Here is a 15,120-nt window from a genome sequence, read left to right as displayed (position 1 = left end):
TTGCGGCCTCGGGGGAGGGTTTATTTCGCGGGTTCGGTCTTGGACACGACGGTCGCGATGGTGGCCTGCACGACGCGGACTTTCACGCCCTCGGCGATTTCGACCTCAAGCTCGCCATCGTCCTTGACCTTGGCGACCTTGCCGATGATCCCGCCCTGGGTCACGACCTGATCGCCCCGGCGCAGGCCAGCCACCATGGCCTGATGTTCTTTCGCCTTCTTCTGCTGCGGGCGGATGAGCAGAAAATACATGATCGCGAAGATCAGGATCAGCGGCACGAATTGCTGGATGCCTTCCATGGGGGTCGTCCTTTTCGATGGGTATTGGGCCGCCTGAGGGGCCTTGAGAATTTGGCCAGAACCTATGCGCGGTGGCAGCGGGGTGCAAGGTGGAAAGCCTATGGGATATGCGCCCGCGCCTGAGCCCGATCGCCGCAGGGTTGCGGCCCCTACCGCCGCGCAGCACTTTAAGGCATAACGCAGCCGAACCGACTCACCTGATCCCGAGGACAGACCATGCACGACATCCGCGCCATCCGCGATAATCCCGAAGGTTTCGACGCCGCCCTCGCCCGCCGGGGCGAAGCCGCGATGTCCGAGGCCGTGCTGTCGCTTGATGCCGCACGTCGCGCCAAGATCGCGGCGGCCGAGACCGCAAAGGCCGAGCAGAACAAGGCCAGCAAGGAAGTTGGCGCCGCCAAGGCCAAGGGCGATGAGGCCGAGTTCGAGCGGCTGCGGGCCTTGGTCAGCGACAAGAAAGCCGAAGTCGCCGCGATGAACGCCGAGGCGCAGGAGCTTGATGCGCAGCTCAACGACATGCTCGCCCGCATCCCCAACAACCCGGCCGACGACGTGCCCCAAGGGGCCAGCGAGGAGGAGAACGTCGAGGTGAAGGTCTGGGGCGAAAAGCCCAGCTTTGAATTCACCCCGGTCGAGCATTACGAGATCAAGGGCGTCAAACCCAATATGGATTTCGAGACCGCCGCCAAGACCTCTGGCGCGCGCTTTGTCATGCTGAAAGGCGCCGTGGCGCGGGTGCATCGGGCCTTGGCGCAGTTCATGGTCGACACCCATGTCGATGAAAACGGGCTGACCGAAGTCAACTCGCCCGTGCTGGTGCGCGATGAGGCGATGTATGGCACGGATAAACTGCCGAAATTCGGCGATGACAGCTATCAGACCACCAATGGCTGGTGGCTGGTGCCGACCTCCGAAGTGCCGCTGACCTATTCGGTGGCCGGCGACACATTGGAGCAAAGCGCCCTGCCGATCCGCCTGACCGCCCATACGCTCTGCTTCCGCTCCGAAGCCGGCAGCGCGGGGCGGGACACCTCGGGCATGTTGCGCCAGCACCAGTTTGAAAAGGTCGAGATGGTCTCGATCACCCATCCCGATGACAGCGACGCCGAACAGCAGCGTATGGTGGGCTGTGCCGAGGGGATCCTGGAAAAGCTGGGCGTGCCCTACCGCACCGTGATCCTCTGCACCGGCGACATGGGTTTTGGCGCGCGCCGTACCTATGACATCGAGGCTTGGGTGCCGGGGCAGGATTGCTACCGCGAGATTTCCTCGGTCTCGACCACCGGGGATTTTCAGGCGCGGCGCATGAATGCGCGGTTCAAGCCCGAAGGTGGTGGCAAGCCGCAGTTCGTGCATACACTGAATGGCTCGGGTCTGGCGGTCGGGCGCTGCCTGATCGCGGTGCTGGAGAATGGCCAGCAGGCGGATGGGTCGGTGGAGCTGCCCGAGGCGCTGGCGCCCTATCTCGGCGGGAAGACGACCCTGACCGCCGAGGGTGTGCTCGCCTAACGCTGAGGCACCGACCCAGCCCGGAATCAAGCCGCATGCGCCGGGCCATCGCCTGCCCGTCCGTCACGCCAGAGGCGTGCCAGAATATGCCCGGCGTAGCTTTGCTGCGACCGGGCGGGCGACGGCCCTCGGTTGCCGTGGCCAGCGTGCGCTCTAGGATTAGCTGTACCGCAACAGCTCATCCCGCGAGGCCCCCGCTTGCCCAAATCATCCCGCACCCTGATCGCCGTGCTTGCCTTGCTGCTCAGCATCGCCTTCGCGATCTCGCCCTTCTTTGTCCCCAGTTTCTCGGGCTTTGACCCCAACCAATTCCCGATCCCGCAAGAAAACCCGCCCGCGCAGCCCGCAGGCTATGCCTTTTCGATCTGGGGGCTGATCTATCTGTGGCTGATCCTCGGCCTCGCTTACGGCCTGCTGCGCGCGCCGCGCGATGCCCAGTGGCATGACATGCGCGTGCCGCTTTGCCTGTCGCTCGCCGTGGGCACAACATGGCTCGCCGTGGCCACCATGAGCCCGGTCTGGGCCGCAGTGCTGATCTGGATCATGCTGATCACCGCGCTCATCGCCCTTTTCCTCGCCCCGGTCGAAGACCCGCTCTGGGCCGCCGCCCCGGTCGGGCTCTACGCGGGCTGGCTCTCTGCCGCCGCCTGCGTCTCGCTGGCGCTGCTGGCGGCGGGCTATGGCTATCTGGAAGGGCAGACCGCGGCGCTGGTCTTTGTCGGGCTGGCGATTGCCGTCGGGCTGACGGTGCAGACCGCCCTGGGCCGCGTGCCAACCTATGGCATCGCAGTGATCTGGGGGCTGGTCGGGGTGGTCGTCACCAATTGGGACACCACGCCGATCGTCGCCTATCTGGCGCTCGGGGGCAGCGTCGCCTTGGCGCTGCCCACCCTTTGGGCGTTTCGACGGGGCTAGGCCCGCCGATCAGTCTTTGCGGCGCCCGGCGGTGTGTTTGCGCAGCTTCGACGGGGCGGCCTTTTTGCGGTTCTTATAGGGGTTCGCGTCCGACTGGCCGCGCATCCACAGGCGGATCGGCGTGCCGGGCATGTCGAAATCCAGACGCAACCCATTGACCAGATAGCGCGAATAACTATCCGGCACCTTGTCGGGATGGCTGCACATCACCACGAAGCCCGGCGGGCGGGTCTTGGCTTGGGTCATATAGCGCAGCTTGATCCGCTTGCCCTGTGGCGCGGGGGGCGGATGCGCCTCCATCATGCCCGAGAGCCAGCGGTTCAGCTGTGCGGTGGTGACCCGGCGGTTCCATGTCTCATAGGCCCGCATGATCGCGGCTTGCAGACGGTCAAGCCCCCTGCCCGTCTTGGCCGAAACGGTGATCAGCGGCGCGCCGCGCAGCTGTGGCAGCAGCCGCTCAAAGCTTTCCTTGAGATCGCGCAGTTTCTCCTGACGGTTCTCTTCGATGTCCCATTTGTTCACGGCAACAACCACCGCCCGGCCTTCGCGTTCGGCCAGATCGGCAATGCGCAGGTCCTGCTGCTCGAACGGAATCTCGGCATCGAGCAGGACCACCACGACCTCGGCAAATTTCACCGCGCGCAGACCATCGCTGACGCTGAGCTTTTCGAGCTTCTCCTGCACCTTGGCCTTTTTGCGCATCCCGGCGGTGTCAAAAATCCGCATCGGCACCGGCTCACCATCCGGCCCGGCCCATTCGGTCATTAGCGAGATCGCATCGCGGGTGATCCCGGCCTCTGGCCCGGTGAGCAAACGGTCCTCGCCCAGAATCTGGTTGATCAGCGTCGATTTGCCCGCATTGGGCCGGCCCACCACGGCGACCTGCAGCGGTTTGGCGCGGGTCGGCATCGGGATGGCTTCGGCCTCAAGGTCGGCGTCATCCTCGGGCAGGTCGACATCGGTCTCGGGCGCGTCCTGCGTGGCGCGTTCGGCATATTCATCGGCCAGCGGCATCAGCGCGGTGTAAAGATCGGTCAGCCCCTCGCCATGTTCGGCGGACATGCGAATGGGCTCACCCAGCCCCAGCGAATAGGCTTCGATCATCCCGGCGTCGGCGGCTTTGCCCTCGGCCTTGTTGCCCGCCAGAATCACATGCGCGGATTTCTTGCGCAGGATTTCGGCAAAGACCATGTCCGAGGGCGTCACGCCGACGCGGGCGTCGATCATGAAAAGGCAGATGTCGGCCATATCGACCGCGCGTTCGGTCAGGCGGCGCATCCGGCCTTGCAGGCTGTCGTCGGTGACCTCTTCCAGCCCCGCCGTGTCGATCACGGTAAAGCGCAGGTCGGCGAGTTTCGCCGCGCCTTCGCGCAGATCGCGTGTCACGCCGGGTTGGTCGTCGACCAGCGCAAGGCGTTTGCCGACAAGACGGTTGAACAGCGTGGATTTGCCGACATTCGGGCGGCCCACGATGGCAAGGGTAAAGGACATAATTCAGGCTCCGGGCCCCGGTTGGGCCAGTTCAGACACGCGCCTTAGCCTATTTGCGGCCTAACGGAAAGCGTGCAATTGCCCCTTGGTGGAGACGACGTAGAGCGTGCCGCCCGCCACGACGGGGGCGGTGGTCGCCCCGCCGGGGATTTCAGTGGTGCCCGTCAGCCCGCCATTGGTGGGGTCAAAGCTGCGCAAGACACCGTCGTTGGAGGCCACGATGACGCGCCCCCCGGCGATGATCGGGCCGTAATGCGCCACCACTTCGGACTGTTTTTTCGGCTTGTCCTTGACGAAATTCGGCAGCGGCGTGCCCCAGATGCGCCGCCCCGTGCTAGCGTCGAGCCGCACGAGTTCATTCAGGTCAGTCACCGCAAAGACAGAATCGCCCGCCGGCCAGACCGGGCCAATCGCGCCATCCCGCGCGACCCATTTGCGGTCCCCGCTGTTGACGTCGAGCGCCGCCAGACGGCCCGAGAAATTGCCCACATACACCGTATCGCCCGAGACCACCGGCCCGCTGGTGACATCGGCCACAAAGCTCATCGCCCGGCCCGGACGACGGCCCAGAACCGAGCTCGACCAGCGCGCCAAGCCACCCTTGCGGAAGGTCGCCTGGACCTCGCCCGAGCCGAAGGCAAAGATTGCGAGGTCATCGGTCACGGCAGGCGCGGGTGCGCCCAGAACATTGCTGATGTTGGGGGTGCCTTGGGTCTGCCACTGGATGCGCCCGTCGGATTTGCGCAGTGCCCAGCCGGTGTCGTCCCCGGCGGTCAGATAGACCAGATCGCCCGCCACGGTCGGCGTGCCGGAGCCGGTGGCATTGAGGTCTTGGGTCCAGCGGAGGCCGCCGGTGGTCACGTCCAGCGCGGCCAGCACACCAAAGCCCACGGAGACATAAAGCGTGTCGCCCGCCACGGCCAAGCCGCCGCCCGTGGCCTGCCCCGGATGGTCAGAGGCGGGGGTGAGGTCGCGGGTCCAAAGCGTTTGGCCCGAAGTCGATGTGGCGGTGACCTGCGCGCCGGCATCGAGCGTAAAGACCCGCCCGCCTGCGACAACGGGGTCTGCCGTGATCCGCAATTTGCGGCTGTCGCCCGCCCCGATCTCGGCGCTCCAGACAGGTTGCAGTGCGGTGCGCAGCGCGGGGTGGCCGACGCGGGTGGCGGCGGTGCCGATGCTATGGGTCCAGCTGGCGTTGTTGACGGTGCCGCCCAGGGCAATCGCACGGCTGCTGTTCGGCGGCACCGGGCCGCTGACCGTGTCGCCCAAGGTCGCCTCCGCAGGGCCGGGGTTTTGCAAGACAGAGCGGATGTCTTCACGTTTGCCGGGCAGATAGACCTGTTCTTCGGCGCAGGCGCCCAGCAACAGCGCGGCGCCGATGGCCCCCGCGACGCTCAACCCCCGCAGACCCGGCCTGCCGGAATCGGTTTTGCGATGCTTCGTCATGGACCTGCTCACTTTCTGTCTTCCTAACCCTTCACGCCTGCCCCGCGGCTGAGCCGTCGCCCGCCGGGCGCCCTATCACTCGCCCAGTGGCGCAGAGGCTTCAAAAGTGGCCTCCGCCCCCGCGGCGTCAAGGGCCGGTTCCTCACCCAGGGCCACAATCACCTGAAGGGCGCGTTGTTGCAAGGCCGGGCTGGTTTCTGCATCAGAAAGAATGGATTGATAGCGCGCGATGGCCTTTTCAGGAGCGCCTTCGCTGATGTCGATCAGGGCCAGTTGCTCTTCGGCCAGGAGCCGCAGCGGGGCGCCGGGCTGGGCCAGCGCCTCAAGCGCCTGCCGCCGCTCTGTCACGGGGGTGCTCTTGCCCTGAAGGGTCACGGCCTTGAACTGCGCCATCTGGCGGTAGATCGGGGCCACATCCCCGTCGAGCGCCACCGCGTCCAATTGCTCCACCGCCGCGTCGATCTCTCCGGCCTCGGCCAGCGCATCGGCGCGCATGAAGTTCAGCACCGCCTGCGCGCCGGGCGCTTCGGCGGGGACCGTGCTCAGGGCTTCGGCGCGGTCCTTGCTGGCGTCTGATTCAAGCGCCGCCAACATGGCGTCGCCCAGGGCTTCGGCCTCGGCACGTTCTTTGGATTTGGCGTATTCGTTCCAGGCGGCGGCCCCGACAATGAGCACCACGGCCAATATCGCGATCCAGCCATAGCGGCGCAGATAGCCATAAAGCCGGTCGCGGCGGACCTCTTCGTTCACTTCGTCAATAAAACTGTCGGTATCGCTCATCGCGCCCTGCCCCCGGCTTGGTTTTGCCCCTCTTATCGCGCGTGGGCTGCCAAGCCAAGACCCTGCGAACGGCGGCGCCGGGAACCGAAAGGGCAAGGGCTTTCAGCGCGAGCCCGTCGGGAGAGATGCCGCGCCAAGGCAGAAGTCGCCGCGCGGCTTGGCGCGGCGGGGTTTCGCCCTAGCTCTGGCAGAGGTTTTGAAAGAGGAAATCCGCCATGATGAAAGCAATGATCGTCGCCGCTGGTGTCACGCTGGCCGCCGCCCCCGTCTGGGCGCAGGAACTGGTCGCCAAAATGTCCCCGCATGACGTGGCCACCACGATGGACCGGCTGGAAAACGCTGTCGAAGCGGCGGGGGCCGAGGTCTTTGCCCGCGTCGATCACGCCGCCGGGGCCGAGCAAGCCGAGATGGAATTGCGCCCGACGCAGCTGCTGATCTTTGGCAACCCCAAGCTCGGCACCCCCGCGATGCAGGACGCCCAGACCGTGGGGCTGGACCTGCCGATGCGGGTCTTGGTCTATGCCGATGACCAGGGTGCCGTGCATCTGACCTATGAGGCGCCCGAAAAACTGGTCACCGCCCATGGTCTGCCCGAAGACGCCGGGTATATCGAAAAGATGACCGAAGCGCTGGACAATCTGACCGCCAAGGCGATCGGCGAAGAGTGATCCTGCGCCCCCGCCCGGCCCTCAGGGTTTGGGCGGGGTGTTCTGCGCCTTGATCAAGGTTTCCAGATCATTCAGCCGCGCCAGCACCTCATCGCGGTAATTGTCGGTCTTTTCGTTGCTTTCCTCATGATGCGCGTCCTGCATCGAGTTCACGATCAGGCCCACAAGCAGGTTCACCACCGCGAATGTGGTGACCACGATGAAGGGCACAAAGAACATCCAGGCATAGGGGTAGACCTCCATCACCGGGCGCACGATGCCCATGGACCAGGATTCCAATGTCATGATCTGGAACAGCGAATAGCCGGACCGGCCCAGGGTGCCGAACCACTCGGGAAAGACGCCGCCGAAAAGCTTGGTCGCCATGACCGAGCCGATATAGAAAATCACCCCCATCAGCAAAAACACCGAGCCCATGCCGGGCAGCGCGTTGACCAGCCCCTCGACCACCCGGCGCAGGGAGGGGGCGACCGAGACCACCCGCAAGAGCCGAAGGATGCGCAGGGCGCGCAGCACGCTAAGGCTTTGGGTGGCCGGAATGAGGGAGATGCCGACGATCACGAAGTCGAAGAGATTCCAGCCGCTGCGGAAAAATTGCACGCCCCGGCCATAGAGTTTCAGCGCGATCTCCACCACGAAAATGGCCAGACAGATCCGGTCAAGCACAAGGATCAGCGGCCCGGCCTGCGCCATCACCGCGTCCGAGGTTTCCAGTCCCAGGATCACCGCGTTGAACAGGATCACGGCGAGGATGAAATTCTGCACGGCCGTGCTTTCGACGATACGCGCGACGCGGCGGCGGGCGGAGGTTTGGGCGGTGGGGCTAAGATCGGTCATGGGCGTAGATATCATGTGCCAAGGGCCGCCGCGCAAGAGCAGAACGACGCGCTTTCTGCATCGGCGGCATTGCCCGCCGCCGCGCCAAAGCGGGCGGCAGCGGCGGAGGGCTTTAGCTATCCTCTTCCTCAGCCTGCTGGCGCTGCCAGAGCTGCGCATAGCGCCCCCCCTGCGCCAGCAGCACCTCATGGCTGCCCTGTTCGATGATCTCGCCTTTTTCAAGCACCACGATGCGATCCGCCTCGGCGATGGTCGAGAGCCGGTGCGCGATAGTGATCACGGTCCGTCCCTGCCCCGCGCGGCGCAGCGCGTCCTGGATTTCATATTCGGTTTCACTGTCCAGCGCGCTGGTCGCCTCGTCCAGCAGCAGGATCGGCGGGTCTTTCAGCAGGGTGCGGGCGATGCCGACGCGCTGTTTCTCGCCGCCCGACAGTTTCAACCCGCGTTCGCCCACGGTGGTGTCATAGCCCTGCGGCAGCGCCATGATGAAATCGTGAATCTGCGCGGAACGGGCCGCGTTTTCGATCTCTTCCTGCGTGGCGCCATCGCGGCCATAGGCGATGTTATAGCCGATGGTGTCATTGAACAGCACCGTGTCCTGCGGCACCACACCTATGGCCAGATGCAGCGAATGCTGGGTCACATCGCGCACGTCCTGCCCGTCGATCTTGAGCGCGCCGCCCGCCACATCATAGAAGCGGAAGAGCAACCGCCCGATGGTCGATTTGCCCGAGCCAGTGGAGCCGACAATGGCCACCGTCTCCCCCGGTCGCGCCTCCAGCGAGATGCCCTTGAGGATCTCGCGGTCGGTGTCATAGGCAAAGCGCACATTCTCCAGCGCGACATGGCCGCCGGTGACCTTGAGGTCGGGGGCGTTGGGCTTGTCGTCAATCTCGGCCGGTTGTTCGAGCAGGCCGAACATCTGCCCCATATCGACCAGCGCCTGCCGAATCTCGCGGTAGACGGTGCCCAGAAAGTTCAGCGGGACGGTCAGCTGGATCATGTAAGAGTTCACCATGACGAAATCGCCGACACTCAACTCGCCGTTCTGCACGCCGATCGCGGCCATGACCATGACCCCCACCAGCCCGGCGGTGATGATCAGTGCCTGACCGAAGTTAAGCATCGCCAGCGATTGGTTGGTCTTGATCGCCGCATCCTCGTAATCGGCCATCGCCGCGTCATAGCGCGCCGCCTCGCGGCCCTCGGCGCCGAAATATTTCACGGTCTCATAGTTCAGCAGACTGTCGATCGCCTTTTGGTTGGCGTCGGTGTCGCTGTCATTCATCTTGCGGCGCAGGCGCACACGCCATTCGGTCACGGCAAAGGTGAACCAGACGTAGATCGCGATGGTCACCGCCACCACGGCCAGATACCAGATGTCGAACAGCACGGCGAGGATGATGCCGACCAGGATCAGCTCAAGAATCAGCGGGCCGATGGAGAACAGCAAGAAGCGCAGCAGGAAGTCGACACCTTTGACCCCGCGTTCGATGATCCGGCTCAGCCCGCCGGTTTTGCGCGTGATGTGATAGCGCATCGACAGTTTGTGGATGTGCTGAAAGGTCTCCAGCGCCAGCATCCGCAGCGCGCGCTGGCCGACCCGGGCAAAGACCGCATCGCGCAGCTGTTGAAAGCCCACACCCATCAGCCGCGCCATGCCGTAGGCCACCGTCAGCCCCACCGCGCCAAGTGCGAGCATCGGCGTGCCCTCGCCCGCCAGCGCATCCACCGCGTCACGGTAAAAGAACGGCGTCGCCACGATCACCAGTTTCGACAGCAAGAGCGCCAGCAAGGCCCAGATCACCCGGCGTTTGACCCAGGGCATGTCCTTGGGCCAGAGATAGGGCGCGACCTTGCGCAGCACCAGAAAACCCGACTGCCGCTCGGCGGCGTCGATCATCTCGGCCTCGGTCGGGATGCGGTCGGGCTTGGGCGTCTTCGCGGCGCGCCGGTTGCGGCCCTCGGGAACGGCGGGGTGGTCTGTATCGGCTGGCATGTGACTTCCTAATGTGGTTCCCGGCTACATAGGCCAGCTGCCCGCCTGTGGCCAGTGGGCGGCCCTGCGCAGCCGCTCTGCGCCGGGCGCGTGGGTCACTCTGCCGGGGTGGTTTCCGGCAGGTCGAACACCTGTCCCGGGTAGATCAGATCGGGGTCGCGGATATTGTCGCTATTGGCCTCAAAGACCTTCACATAGAGAAACGGATCACCGTAGCGCGCGCGGGAGATGGCCCAGAGCGTGTCGCCCTTTTGCACCGTGACCACACCCAAAGGCCCGGTCAGCCCCGCCGAGGCTTCGGCCAATGTCTGAGGGGATTCGCGCTTGAAGGGGGTCTCGACCCGGCTTGTCACCTCTCCGGCCTGCGAAAGCTCATCGACGCGCAGGGTGTAGATGCCTTCGTCCACATCGGGCAGATCACCGCGCCAGCGGCCCTGCTGGTCGACCGGCAGGCTGATGATCGCGTCATTATTGAGGTAGACCCGCACCTCGCGGGTGTCAGGCTGCGCCCGGCCCGCCAGTTGCACGTCCCCCTGATCGGAATAGCCGATGGTATCGAGCGCCACATTGGTCATCACCTGCGGCGGTGCGGTGTCGAGCCGCTCGACCCCCTCGGCGGTGGATTTCAGCACCGCGACAGGGGCGGTTGCCGGCGCTGGCGGTTTGCGCGGCGCGGTCGTGGCCGCCGCGTCGGGGCTGGCTTCTGCGGTGGTCGTTTCAGCGGCGGTCGGCGCCGGGGCCGCCGGGGCGCTTGGGATATCGCTGGCGATGTCCGGGGCCGGGGCGGTTGTGGCTTCGCTGCCCTGCGGCGCAGGGCTCTCGAGGGTGTTTTCGGGAGCGGCGGCCAAGGCGTCATCCGCCGGGGGCCGGGATGCGGGGGGTCGGGGCGCGGGGGTTGCCATGGTGTCGGCGACACCAGTGCTATCTGCGGGAGCCTCCTGCGGGGCATCGGCGACAGACTCTGCCTCAGCCCTTTGGTCCCCCTCCGCCAGTCCCGTTCCTGCCAGCGGCGTAGCGTCGCGCACGGTGCTCTCGGTGGCTGCGTCTTCGGCAACCGCGTCGGGGTCGCCGGCTGGCGCAGCTGCGCCTATCGACGGCGCGTCTTCTTCCAAGACGGGGGGCGCTGCGGACGCCACCTCTGCGCTGTCCGCCTGCGCCAAAGCTGTGGCCTCATCCAACCCCGGCGCGGCAGGGTCTGCTGGCGTTTCTGCCGGGAGTTCCTCCACCTCTGCCGTTGCCTCCCGCTGATCGGGCGCTGCCTCTTCTGCGGCCTCCCTCTGCGCGATCAGGGCATTCTCGACAGGCTCCTGCGCTTCTTCCGCCGGGGTCGCCGCGTCAGCTGCGGCATCCGCCGCCGCCCTCGCATCGCTCAGCGCAGCGGCGTCCTGCCCCTCCTCTGGGGCATCCGTCTCGCGCGCTTCCGGCCTAGCATCCGCCTCCGCGACACCCTCCGCCTCTGCCAAGGCGACAGGTGCTGCAATCGGGGCAAGGATGATTTCTTCAGCCGAGACAATCTGCCTGTCACCGTCCCCGCTCATCAAGGTCAGCACATGACCCGCCCCATCGGGGGGGATCATCGCCAATGTCGCGAATTTGCCTGCCCCATCCGCCGTGGCGCGGACCAGTTCCTCGCCGTCCTTCAACACCGTGACAACACTGCCGGGCGCGGCGCGGCCCGCGATGACGGTCATCCCGTCCGGATCGCGCCGCACCTCGTCAAAGGCGGGTGCGCGCTCGGTTTCCGTGGCTGGGGGTTCAGCGACTTGGGATTCCGCGGCTGGGGGTTCCGCCGTTTCGGGGTCAACCGCTTTCGGCTCTGTCGCGGCGGTGCCCTCGGGGCCGATGGAGGCCCCCTGCACCGCATCCGGGCTCAGCGTCGCAGTCTCCGAACCAATCTCCGAGCCAGTGTTTTCGCGCGGCGGCTGCACCGTCGCCTGCTGATTTACCGTGTCGGAACTGTCGCGCTTGCCGCCAAGCCAGAGTCCAAGCGCCAGCAGCCCCGCCGCGGCGGCCCCTGCCGCCATCGCCGTCTTGCCGCCCGCCCGGCCCATTCCCTTGAACATCGCATCATTCCCTCTGGTTGAGCCTTTTTAGCAAGCAGGCTAACAGGGGTCAAAAGCGCAAAGTGATCCGCGTCGATTTATTCCAGAACCCTCAGGAGCTTACCATGGTCCAACACTCCGTCTGCGTCTACTGCGGCTCGCGTCCGGGCGATGACCCGCGTTTTACCAAAGACGCCGAAGCCCTGGGGCGCGGAATAGCCGATGCCGGGATGCGCCTGGTCTATGGCGCGGGCGATGTGGGGCTGATGGGCAGCGTGGCCCGCGCAGCACAGGAGGCGGGCGGCGAGACCTTTGGCGTCATCCCGGCGCATCTTGTGGCATGGGAGGTCGGCAAGACCGACCTCACCCGCTATATCGTGACCGAGACGATGCATGAGCGCAAAAAGGTGATGTTCATGAACTGCGATGCCGTGGCCGTGCTGCCGGGCGGCGCAGGGTCGCTGGATGAGCTTTTCGAGGTGCTGACATGGCGCCAGCTCGGCCTGCATGAAAAGCCAGTTTTGCTTGTTAATACAGACGGTTACTGGGAACCCTTCATGTCGCTTCTGCAGCATGTGGTTGACCGCGGCTTTGCCGAGGCAACGCTGCTCGACTATGTGACCGTGGTGGCCGATGCCGAGGCCGCCCTGACCGCTTTGCGCCGGGCTTTGTCCTGACGAAAGGTGGTCACGGAATAGAAGGCCAAGGCGCTCCAGATCAGCGCGAAAGCCTGCACGTGCCAGCCGGTGAAGGGCTCTTGAAACAGCACCACCGCGCAGAAGAATTGCAGGGTCGGATTGAGATAGCTGAGCAGCCCTGCGGTCGCCATTGACAGGCGCCGGGCCGCGTAGCTGAACAGGATCAACGGTGTCGCGGTGATCGGCCCCGCGAGGATCAGCAGCGCACTGTCTTGCAGCGACGCGCCAAAGGCGCCTGCCCCGCTGTTGCTCGTTTGCCACAGGACAAGCAGCGCCGCGGGCGAAAGCAGCAAGACCTCGGCGGTGACCGAGACCACCGGCCCCACCGCCATTCGTTTCTTGGCAAGCCCGTAAAGCCCGAAGGAGGCGGCCAGCGCGAGGGCGAGCCAGGGCGCGGTGCCCAGCCCATAGGTCAGAAGCGAGACCGCCACGGTGACCAGAAAAACCGCGAAGAGCTGCACCCGGTTCAGCCGTTCCCCATAGACCAGACGGCCCAGCAGGACAGAGACCAAGGGGAAGATGTAATAGCCCAAAGCCGCCTCTGTCGCCTGCCCCGATTGCACCGCCCAGATGAAGAGATACCAATTCGTCGCGATCACCAGCGCAGCCAAAAGAAGCAGCCCAAAGGCCCGCGGGCCGGCCATCGCGCTCAGGATCAGCCGCAGCCGCCCCTGCACCCCCAGCACCAAGGCGAAAAACGCCAGTGACCAAAGCGTTCGATGCGCCAAGACCTCGGCGGGGGGCACATGGGCCAGCAATTTGTAGAAAATAGGCGACAGCCCCCAAATGCAACAGGCCGCAATCATCGCGGCGAAACCTTTGGTGGTGTCGGTCATGGGAAATCCTTGGCGCGGTTCGTTGCTTTCCTTGTGAAGGCAATCAATTCCCGCGCCAAGGGAAAAATCAGGCGTCGGCGAGTTCGCCTGCGACGATCTTTTCGATCTCGTCAATCGGGTGGTTGGTCAGGGTCTTGGGGATTTCCCCGACGACCTTCTCCTGCACCTCTTTGTGCAGATCGCTGCGCAGATCCCCGAGCACCGAGGGCGGGGCGACGAGCACGAGACGGTCATAGCGTCCCTTATGCGCCAGCTTATACAGGATGTCCGACAGATCCTTGGCAAAGCGCTCCTTGCCCAACTCATGCCAATCCGTATCGTCAAAGGCCGACCGGTGGCCGCTGGGGCCATCGCTCATCCGGCCGGGCCGGTTCGCCGCCTGCTCGCCGCTGGGCGGGTTTTCCTGCTCTTCCTTGCGTACGACCTGAAGATAGGGATCTTCGCCGTCGGTATGGTTCTGCAGGAAGAGGGCTTTCTCGCCATCTGCGATCAGGACCCATGTGTCTTGGCTGAGTTTTGTCATGAAGGCTCTCCGTGGTTGCGTTTGTCTTCGCCGGTCACCCGGGTCACGCCGTCTTCGCCCTTTTCCGCACGGCGCATCGCGTCCTGGGTGCCGACATCTTTTTGCAGGTCACCCCCGGCGCGGCCGCCTTGATCTGGTGTTTCGGTGTCAGAGACGAATTTCTCGGTCTCCTTCGACCCGTCGTTTGATCTCTTCCGCTCGGCCATGTGGTTCTCCTTATGACATGTTGTGTCACTGGAAAAACAGTTGCCATGGGTTTTAAGTTCCAACGAAAAACCCCGCAGCCGGGCCGCGGGGTTCTGGGGTATCCTAGCGCATCACATGGACGCGGCTAAGTCATATGCGGGGCGCAAGATTTTCCTGTTTCTCCCGGTCTATGACGCCGCCGGGGGCGGGGCCGACTGGGAACGCCCCTCGCCGGATCACATGCGCGAGGCGACGTTTTCCCAGTTCACAAGGTTGTCGAGGAAGTTCGACAGATAGTCGGGACGCGCGTTGCGGTAGTCGATGTAATAGGAATGCTCCCAAACATCACATCCCAGCAGCGCGGTCTGACCAAAGCAGAGCGGGTTCACGCCGTTCTCGGTCTTGGTGACCTTGAGGCTGCCGTCCTTGTCCTTGACAAGCCACGCCCAGCCGGAGCCGAACTGACCCGCGCCGGCGGTCTTGAACTCATCCTTGAATTTATCGACCGAGCCAAAGCTCTCATTGATGGCCTTTTCCAGCTCACCGGGCATCTGGCTGTCGTTGGGGGTCATCATTTCCCAGAACTGGTTGTGGTTCCACAGCTGGCTGATGTTGTTGAAGATGCCATTCTGGGCAACCGCATTCGGATCATAGGTGCCTTTGATGATCTCTTCGAGGGTCTTGCCCTCCCACTCGGTGCCTTCAATCGCCTTGTTGCCGTTGGTGACATAGGCGTTGTGGTGTTTGTCGTGGTGGTATTCCAGCGTTTCCTTGGACATGCCCTTGGGTGCGAGCGCGTCGTGCGCATAGGGGAGATCGGGAAGTTCAAAAGCCATTTCTGGGCCTCCTCATTTGGGAATTTCGCTGTGGCCACTTGATGTGGATCAAGCG

At 64.7% G+C, this 15,120-nt stretch carries 15 protein-coding genes; 4 read left to right on the top strand and 11 right to left on the bottom strand.

Features of this window, described 5'->3' with window-relative positions; all coding sequences use genetic code 11:
• Positions 1-20: 20 nt before the first annotated feature.
• Positions 21-299 carry a preprotein translocase subunit YajC gene (gene yajC, locus AB4M76_RS07650; protein WP_368441202.1) on the bottom strand — a complete coding sequence of 93 codons (279 nt, stop codon included), beginning with the start codon at positions 297-299 and terminating at the stop codon, positions 21-23.
• Positions 300-515: 216 nt separating this feature from the next.
• Here yajC and serS point away from each other — a divergent pair, with 216 nt between their 5' ends.
• Positions 516-1,808: a serine--tRNA ligase gene (gene serS / locus AB4M76_RS07645; RefSeq protein ID WP_368441201.1), complete on the top strand. Its 1,293-nt coding sequence runs from the start codon at positions 516-518 to the stop codon at positions 1,806-1,808.
• Positions 1,809-2,006: 198 nt separating this feature from the next.
• Positions 2,007-2,723: a hypothetical protein gene (locus AB4M76_RS07640; RefSeq protein WP_368441200.1), complete on the top strand. Its 717-nt coding sequence runs from the start codon at positions 2,007-2,009 to the stop codon at positions 2,721-2,723.
• A gap of 9 nt (positions 2,724-2,732) precedes the next feature.
• Here the strand turns inward: AB4M76_RS07640 and der are convergent, their stop codons facing one another.
• The 3 genes from der to AB4M76_RS07625 form a co-directional block, all read right to left on the bottom strand.
• The gene (der, locus tag AB4M76_RS07635) at positions 2,733-4,214 is read right to left on the bottom strand and encodes a ribosome biogenesis GTPase Der (protein ID WP_368441198.1); all 1,482 of its coding nucleotides are present in this window, start codon (positions 4,212-4,214) and stop codon (positions 2,733-2,735) included.
• 60 nt (positions 4,215-4,274) lie between these two features.
• Complete coding sequence (locus tag AB4M76_RS07630) at positions 4,275-5,660, bottom strand: PQQ-binding-like beta-propeller repeat protein (RefSeq protein WP_368441197.1); 1,386 nt, start codon at positions 5,658-5,660, stop codon at positions 4,275-4,277.
• A gap of 75 nt (positions 5,661-5,735) precedes the next feature.
• Positions 5,736-6,440 (bottom strand): hypothetical protein, encoded by a 705-nt coding sequence (locus AB4M76_RS07625; RefSeq protein WP_368441196.1) that lies wholly within the window; start codon positions 6,438-6,440, stop codon positions 5,736-5,738.
• Positions 6,441-6,655: 215 nt separating this feature from the next.
• Between AB4M76_RS07625 and AB4M76_RS07620 the strand changes: the two genes are divergently transcribed.
• Positions 6,656-7,108 (top strand): DUF302 domain-containing protein, encoded by a 453-nt coding sequence (locus AB4M76_RS07620; RefSeq protein ID WP_368441195.1) that lies wholly within the window; start codon positions 6,656-6,658, stop codon positions 7,106-7,108.
• Between the two features lie 21 nt (positions 7,109-7,129).
• Here AB4M76_RS07620 and AB4M76_RS07615 read toward each other — a convergent pair whose 3' ends face one another.
• From AB4M76_RS07615 to AB4M76_RS07605, 3 genes are all read right to left on the bottom strand, one after another.
• Positions 7,130-7,945 carry an ion transporter gene (locus AB4M76_RS07615; protein WP_368441194.1) on the bottom strand — a complete coding sequence of 272 codons (816 nt, stop codon included), beginning with the start codon at positions 7,943-7,945 and terminating at the stop codon, positions 7,130-7,132.
• A gap of 112 nt (positions 7,946-8,057) precedes the next feature.
• Positions 8,058-9,848, bottom strand: coding sequence for an ABC transporter ATP-binding protein/permease (locus AB4M76_RS07610; protein WP_368442399.1), 1,791 nt, complete (start codon positions 9,846-9,848; stop codon positions 8,058-8,060).
• A 191-nt stretch (positions 9,849-10,039) separates the two neighbouring features.
• Positions 10,040-12,007: a LysM peptidoglycan-binding domain-containing protein gene (locus AB4M76_RS07605; RefSeq protein WP_368441193.1), complete on the bottom strand. Its 1,968-nt coding sequence runs from the start codon at positions 12,005-12,007 to the stop codon at positions 10,040-10,042.
• A gap of 104 nt (positions 12,008-12,111) precedes the next feature.
• On the opposite strand from AB4M76_RS07605, the gene AB4M76_RS07600 reads away from it, so the two are divergent.
• Positions 12,112-12,663, top strand: coding sequence for a TIGR00730 family Rossman fold protein (locus AB4M76_RS07600; protein WP_368441191.1), 552 nt, complete (start codon positions 12,112-12,114; stop codon positions 12,661-12,663).
• On the opposite strand, the gene rarD is transcribed toward AB4M76_RS07600, so the two are convergent.
• From rarD to AB4M76_RS07580, 4 genes are all read right to left on the bottom strand, one after another.
• Positions 12,600-13,520, bottom strand: a complete 921-nt coding sequence (rarD, locus tag AB4M76_RS07595) for an EamA family transporter RarD (RefSeq protein WP_368441190.1) — start codon at positions 13,518-13,520, stop codon at positions 12,600-12,602. The two genes, AB4M76_RS07600 and rarD, sit on opposite strands and share 64 nt — an antisense overlap.
• Positions 13,521-13,587: 67 nt before the next feature.
• Positions 13,588-14,043 carry a host attachment family protein gene (locus AB4M76_RS07590; protein ID WP_368441188.1) on the bottom strand — a complete coding sequence of 152 codons (456 nt, stop codon included), beginning with the start codon at positions 14,041-14,043 and terminating at the stop codon, positions 13,588-13,590.
• Complete coding sequence (locus tag AB4M76_RS07585; protein WP_368441187.1) at positions 14,040-14,249, bottom strand: hypothetical protein; 210 nt, start codon at positions 14,247-14,249, stop codon at positions 14,040-14,042. The genes AB4M76_RS07590 and AB4M76_RS07585 overlap by 4 nt, the downstream gene beginning before the upstream one ends.
• A gap of 216 nt (positions 14,250-14,465) precedes the next feature.
• Complete coding sequence (locus AB4M76_RS07580; protein ID WP_368441186.1) at positions 14,466-15,065, bottom strand: superoxide dismutase; 600 nt, start codon at positions 15,063-15,065, stop codon at positions 14,466-14,468.
• Positions 15,066-15,120: the final 55 nt, after the last annotated feature.

It is taken from the genome of Sulfitobacter sp. PS-8MA (assembly GCF_040933935.1).
Taxonomy (GTDB): domain Bacteria; phylum Pseudomonadota; class Alphaproteobacteria; order Rhodobacterales; family Rhodobacteraceae; genus Sulfitobacter.
The sequence above is the reverse complement of the archived record's forward strand: the minus strand, read 5'-3'. Positions and strand labels throughout refer to the sequence as shown.

What these genes read in the sequence shown, in the direction of transcription:
- rarD (WP_368441190.1), bottom strand. Translation starts at nt 13,520, where the DNA reads ATGACCGACACCACCAAAGGTTTCGCCGCGATGATTGCGGCCTGTTGC.
- AB4M76_RS07630 (WP_368441197.1), bottom strand. Translation starts at nt 5,660, where the DNA reads ATGACGAAGCATCGCAAAACCGATTCCGGCAGGCCGGGTCTGCGGGGG.
- AB4M76_RS07580 (WP_368441186.1), bottom strand. Translation starts at nt 15,065, where the DNA reads ATGGCTTTTGAACTTCCCGATCTCCCCTATGCGCACGACGCGCTCGCA.
- AB4M76_RS07605 (WP_368441193.1), bottom strand. Translation starts at nt 12,007, where the DNA reads ATGTTCAAGGGAATGGGCCGGGCGGGCGGCAAGACGGCGATGGCGGCA.
- der (WP_368441198.1), bottom strand. Translation starts at nt 4,214, where the DNA reads ATGTCCTTTACCCTTGCCATCGTGGGCCGCCCGAATGTCGGCAAATCC.
- AB4M76_RS07625 (WP_368441196.1), bottom strand. Translation starts at nt 6,440, where the DNA reads ATGAGCGATACCGACAGTTTTATTGACGAAGTGAACGAAGAGGTCCGC.
- AB4M76_RS07610 (WP_368442399.1), bottom strand. Translation starts at nt 9,848, where the DNA reads ATGATCGACGCCGCCGAGCGGCAGTCGGGTTTTCTGGTGCTGCGCAAG.
- serS (WP_368441201.1), top strand. Translation starts at nt 516, where the DNA reads ATGCACGACATCCGCGCCATCCGCGATAATCCCGAAGGTTTCGACGCC.
- yajC (WP_368441202.1), bottom strand. Translation starts at nt 299, where the DNA reads ATGGAAGGCATCCAGCAATTCGTGCCGCTGATCCTGATCTTCGCGATC.
- AB4M76_RS07620 (WP_368441195.1), top strand. Translation starts at nt 6,656, where the DNA reads ATGATGAAAGCAATGATCGTCGCCGCTGGTGTCACGCTGGCCGCCGCC.
- AB4M76_RS07585 (WP_368441187.1), bottom strand. Translation starts at nt 14,249, where the DNA reads ATGGCCGAGCGGAAGAGATCAAACGACGGGTCGAAGGAGACCGAGAAA.
- AB4M76_RS07615 (WP_368441194.1), bottom strand. Translation starts at nt 7,945, where the DNA reads ATGACCGATCTTAGCCCCACCGCCCAAACCTCCGCCCGCCGCCGCGTC.
- AB4M76_RS07600 (WP_368441191.1), top strand. Translation starts at nt 12,112, where the DNA reads ATGGTCCAACACTCCGTCTGCGTCTACTGCGGCTCGCGTCCGGGCGAT.
- AB4M76_RS07590 (WP_368441188.1), bottom strand. Translation starts at nt 14,043, where the DNA reads ATGACAAAACTCAGCCAAGACACATGGGTCCTGATCGCAGATGGCGAG.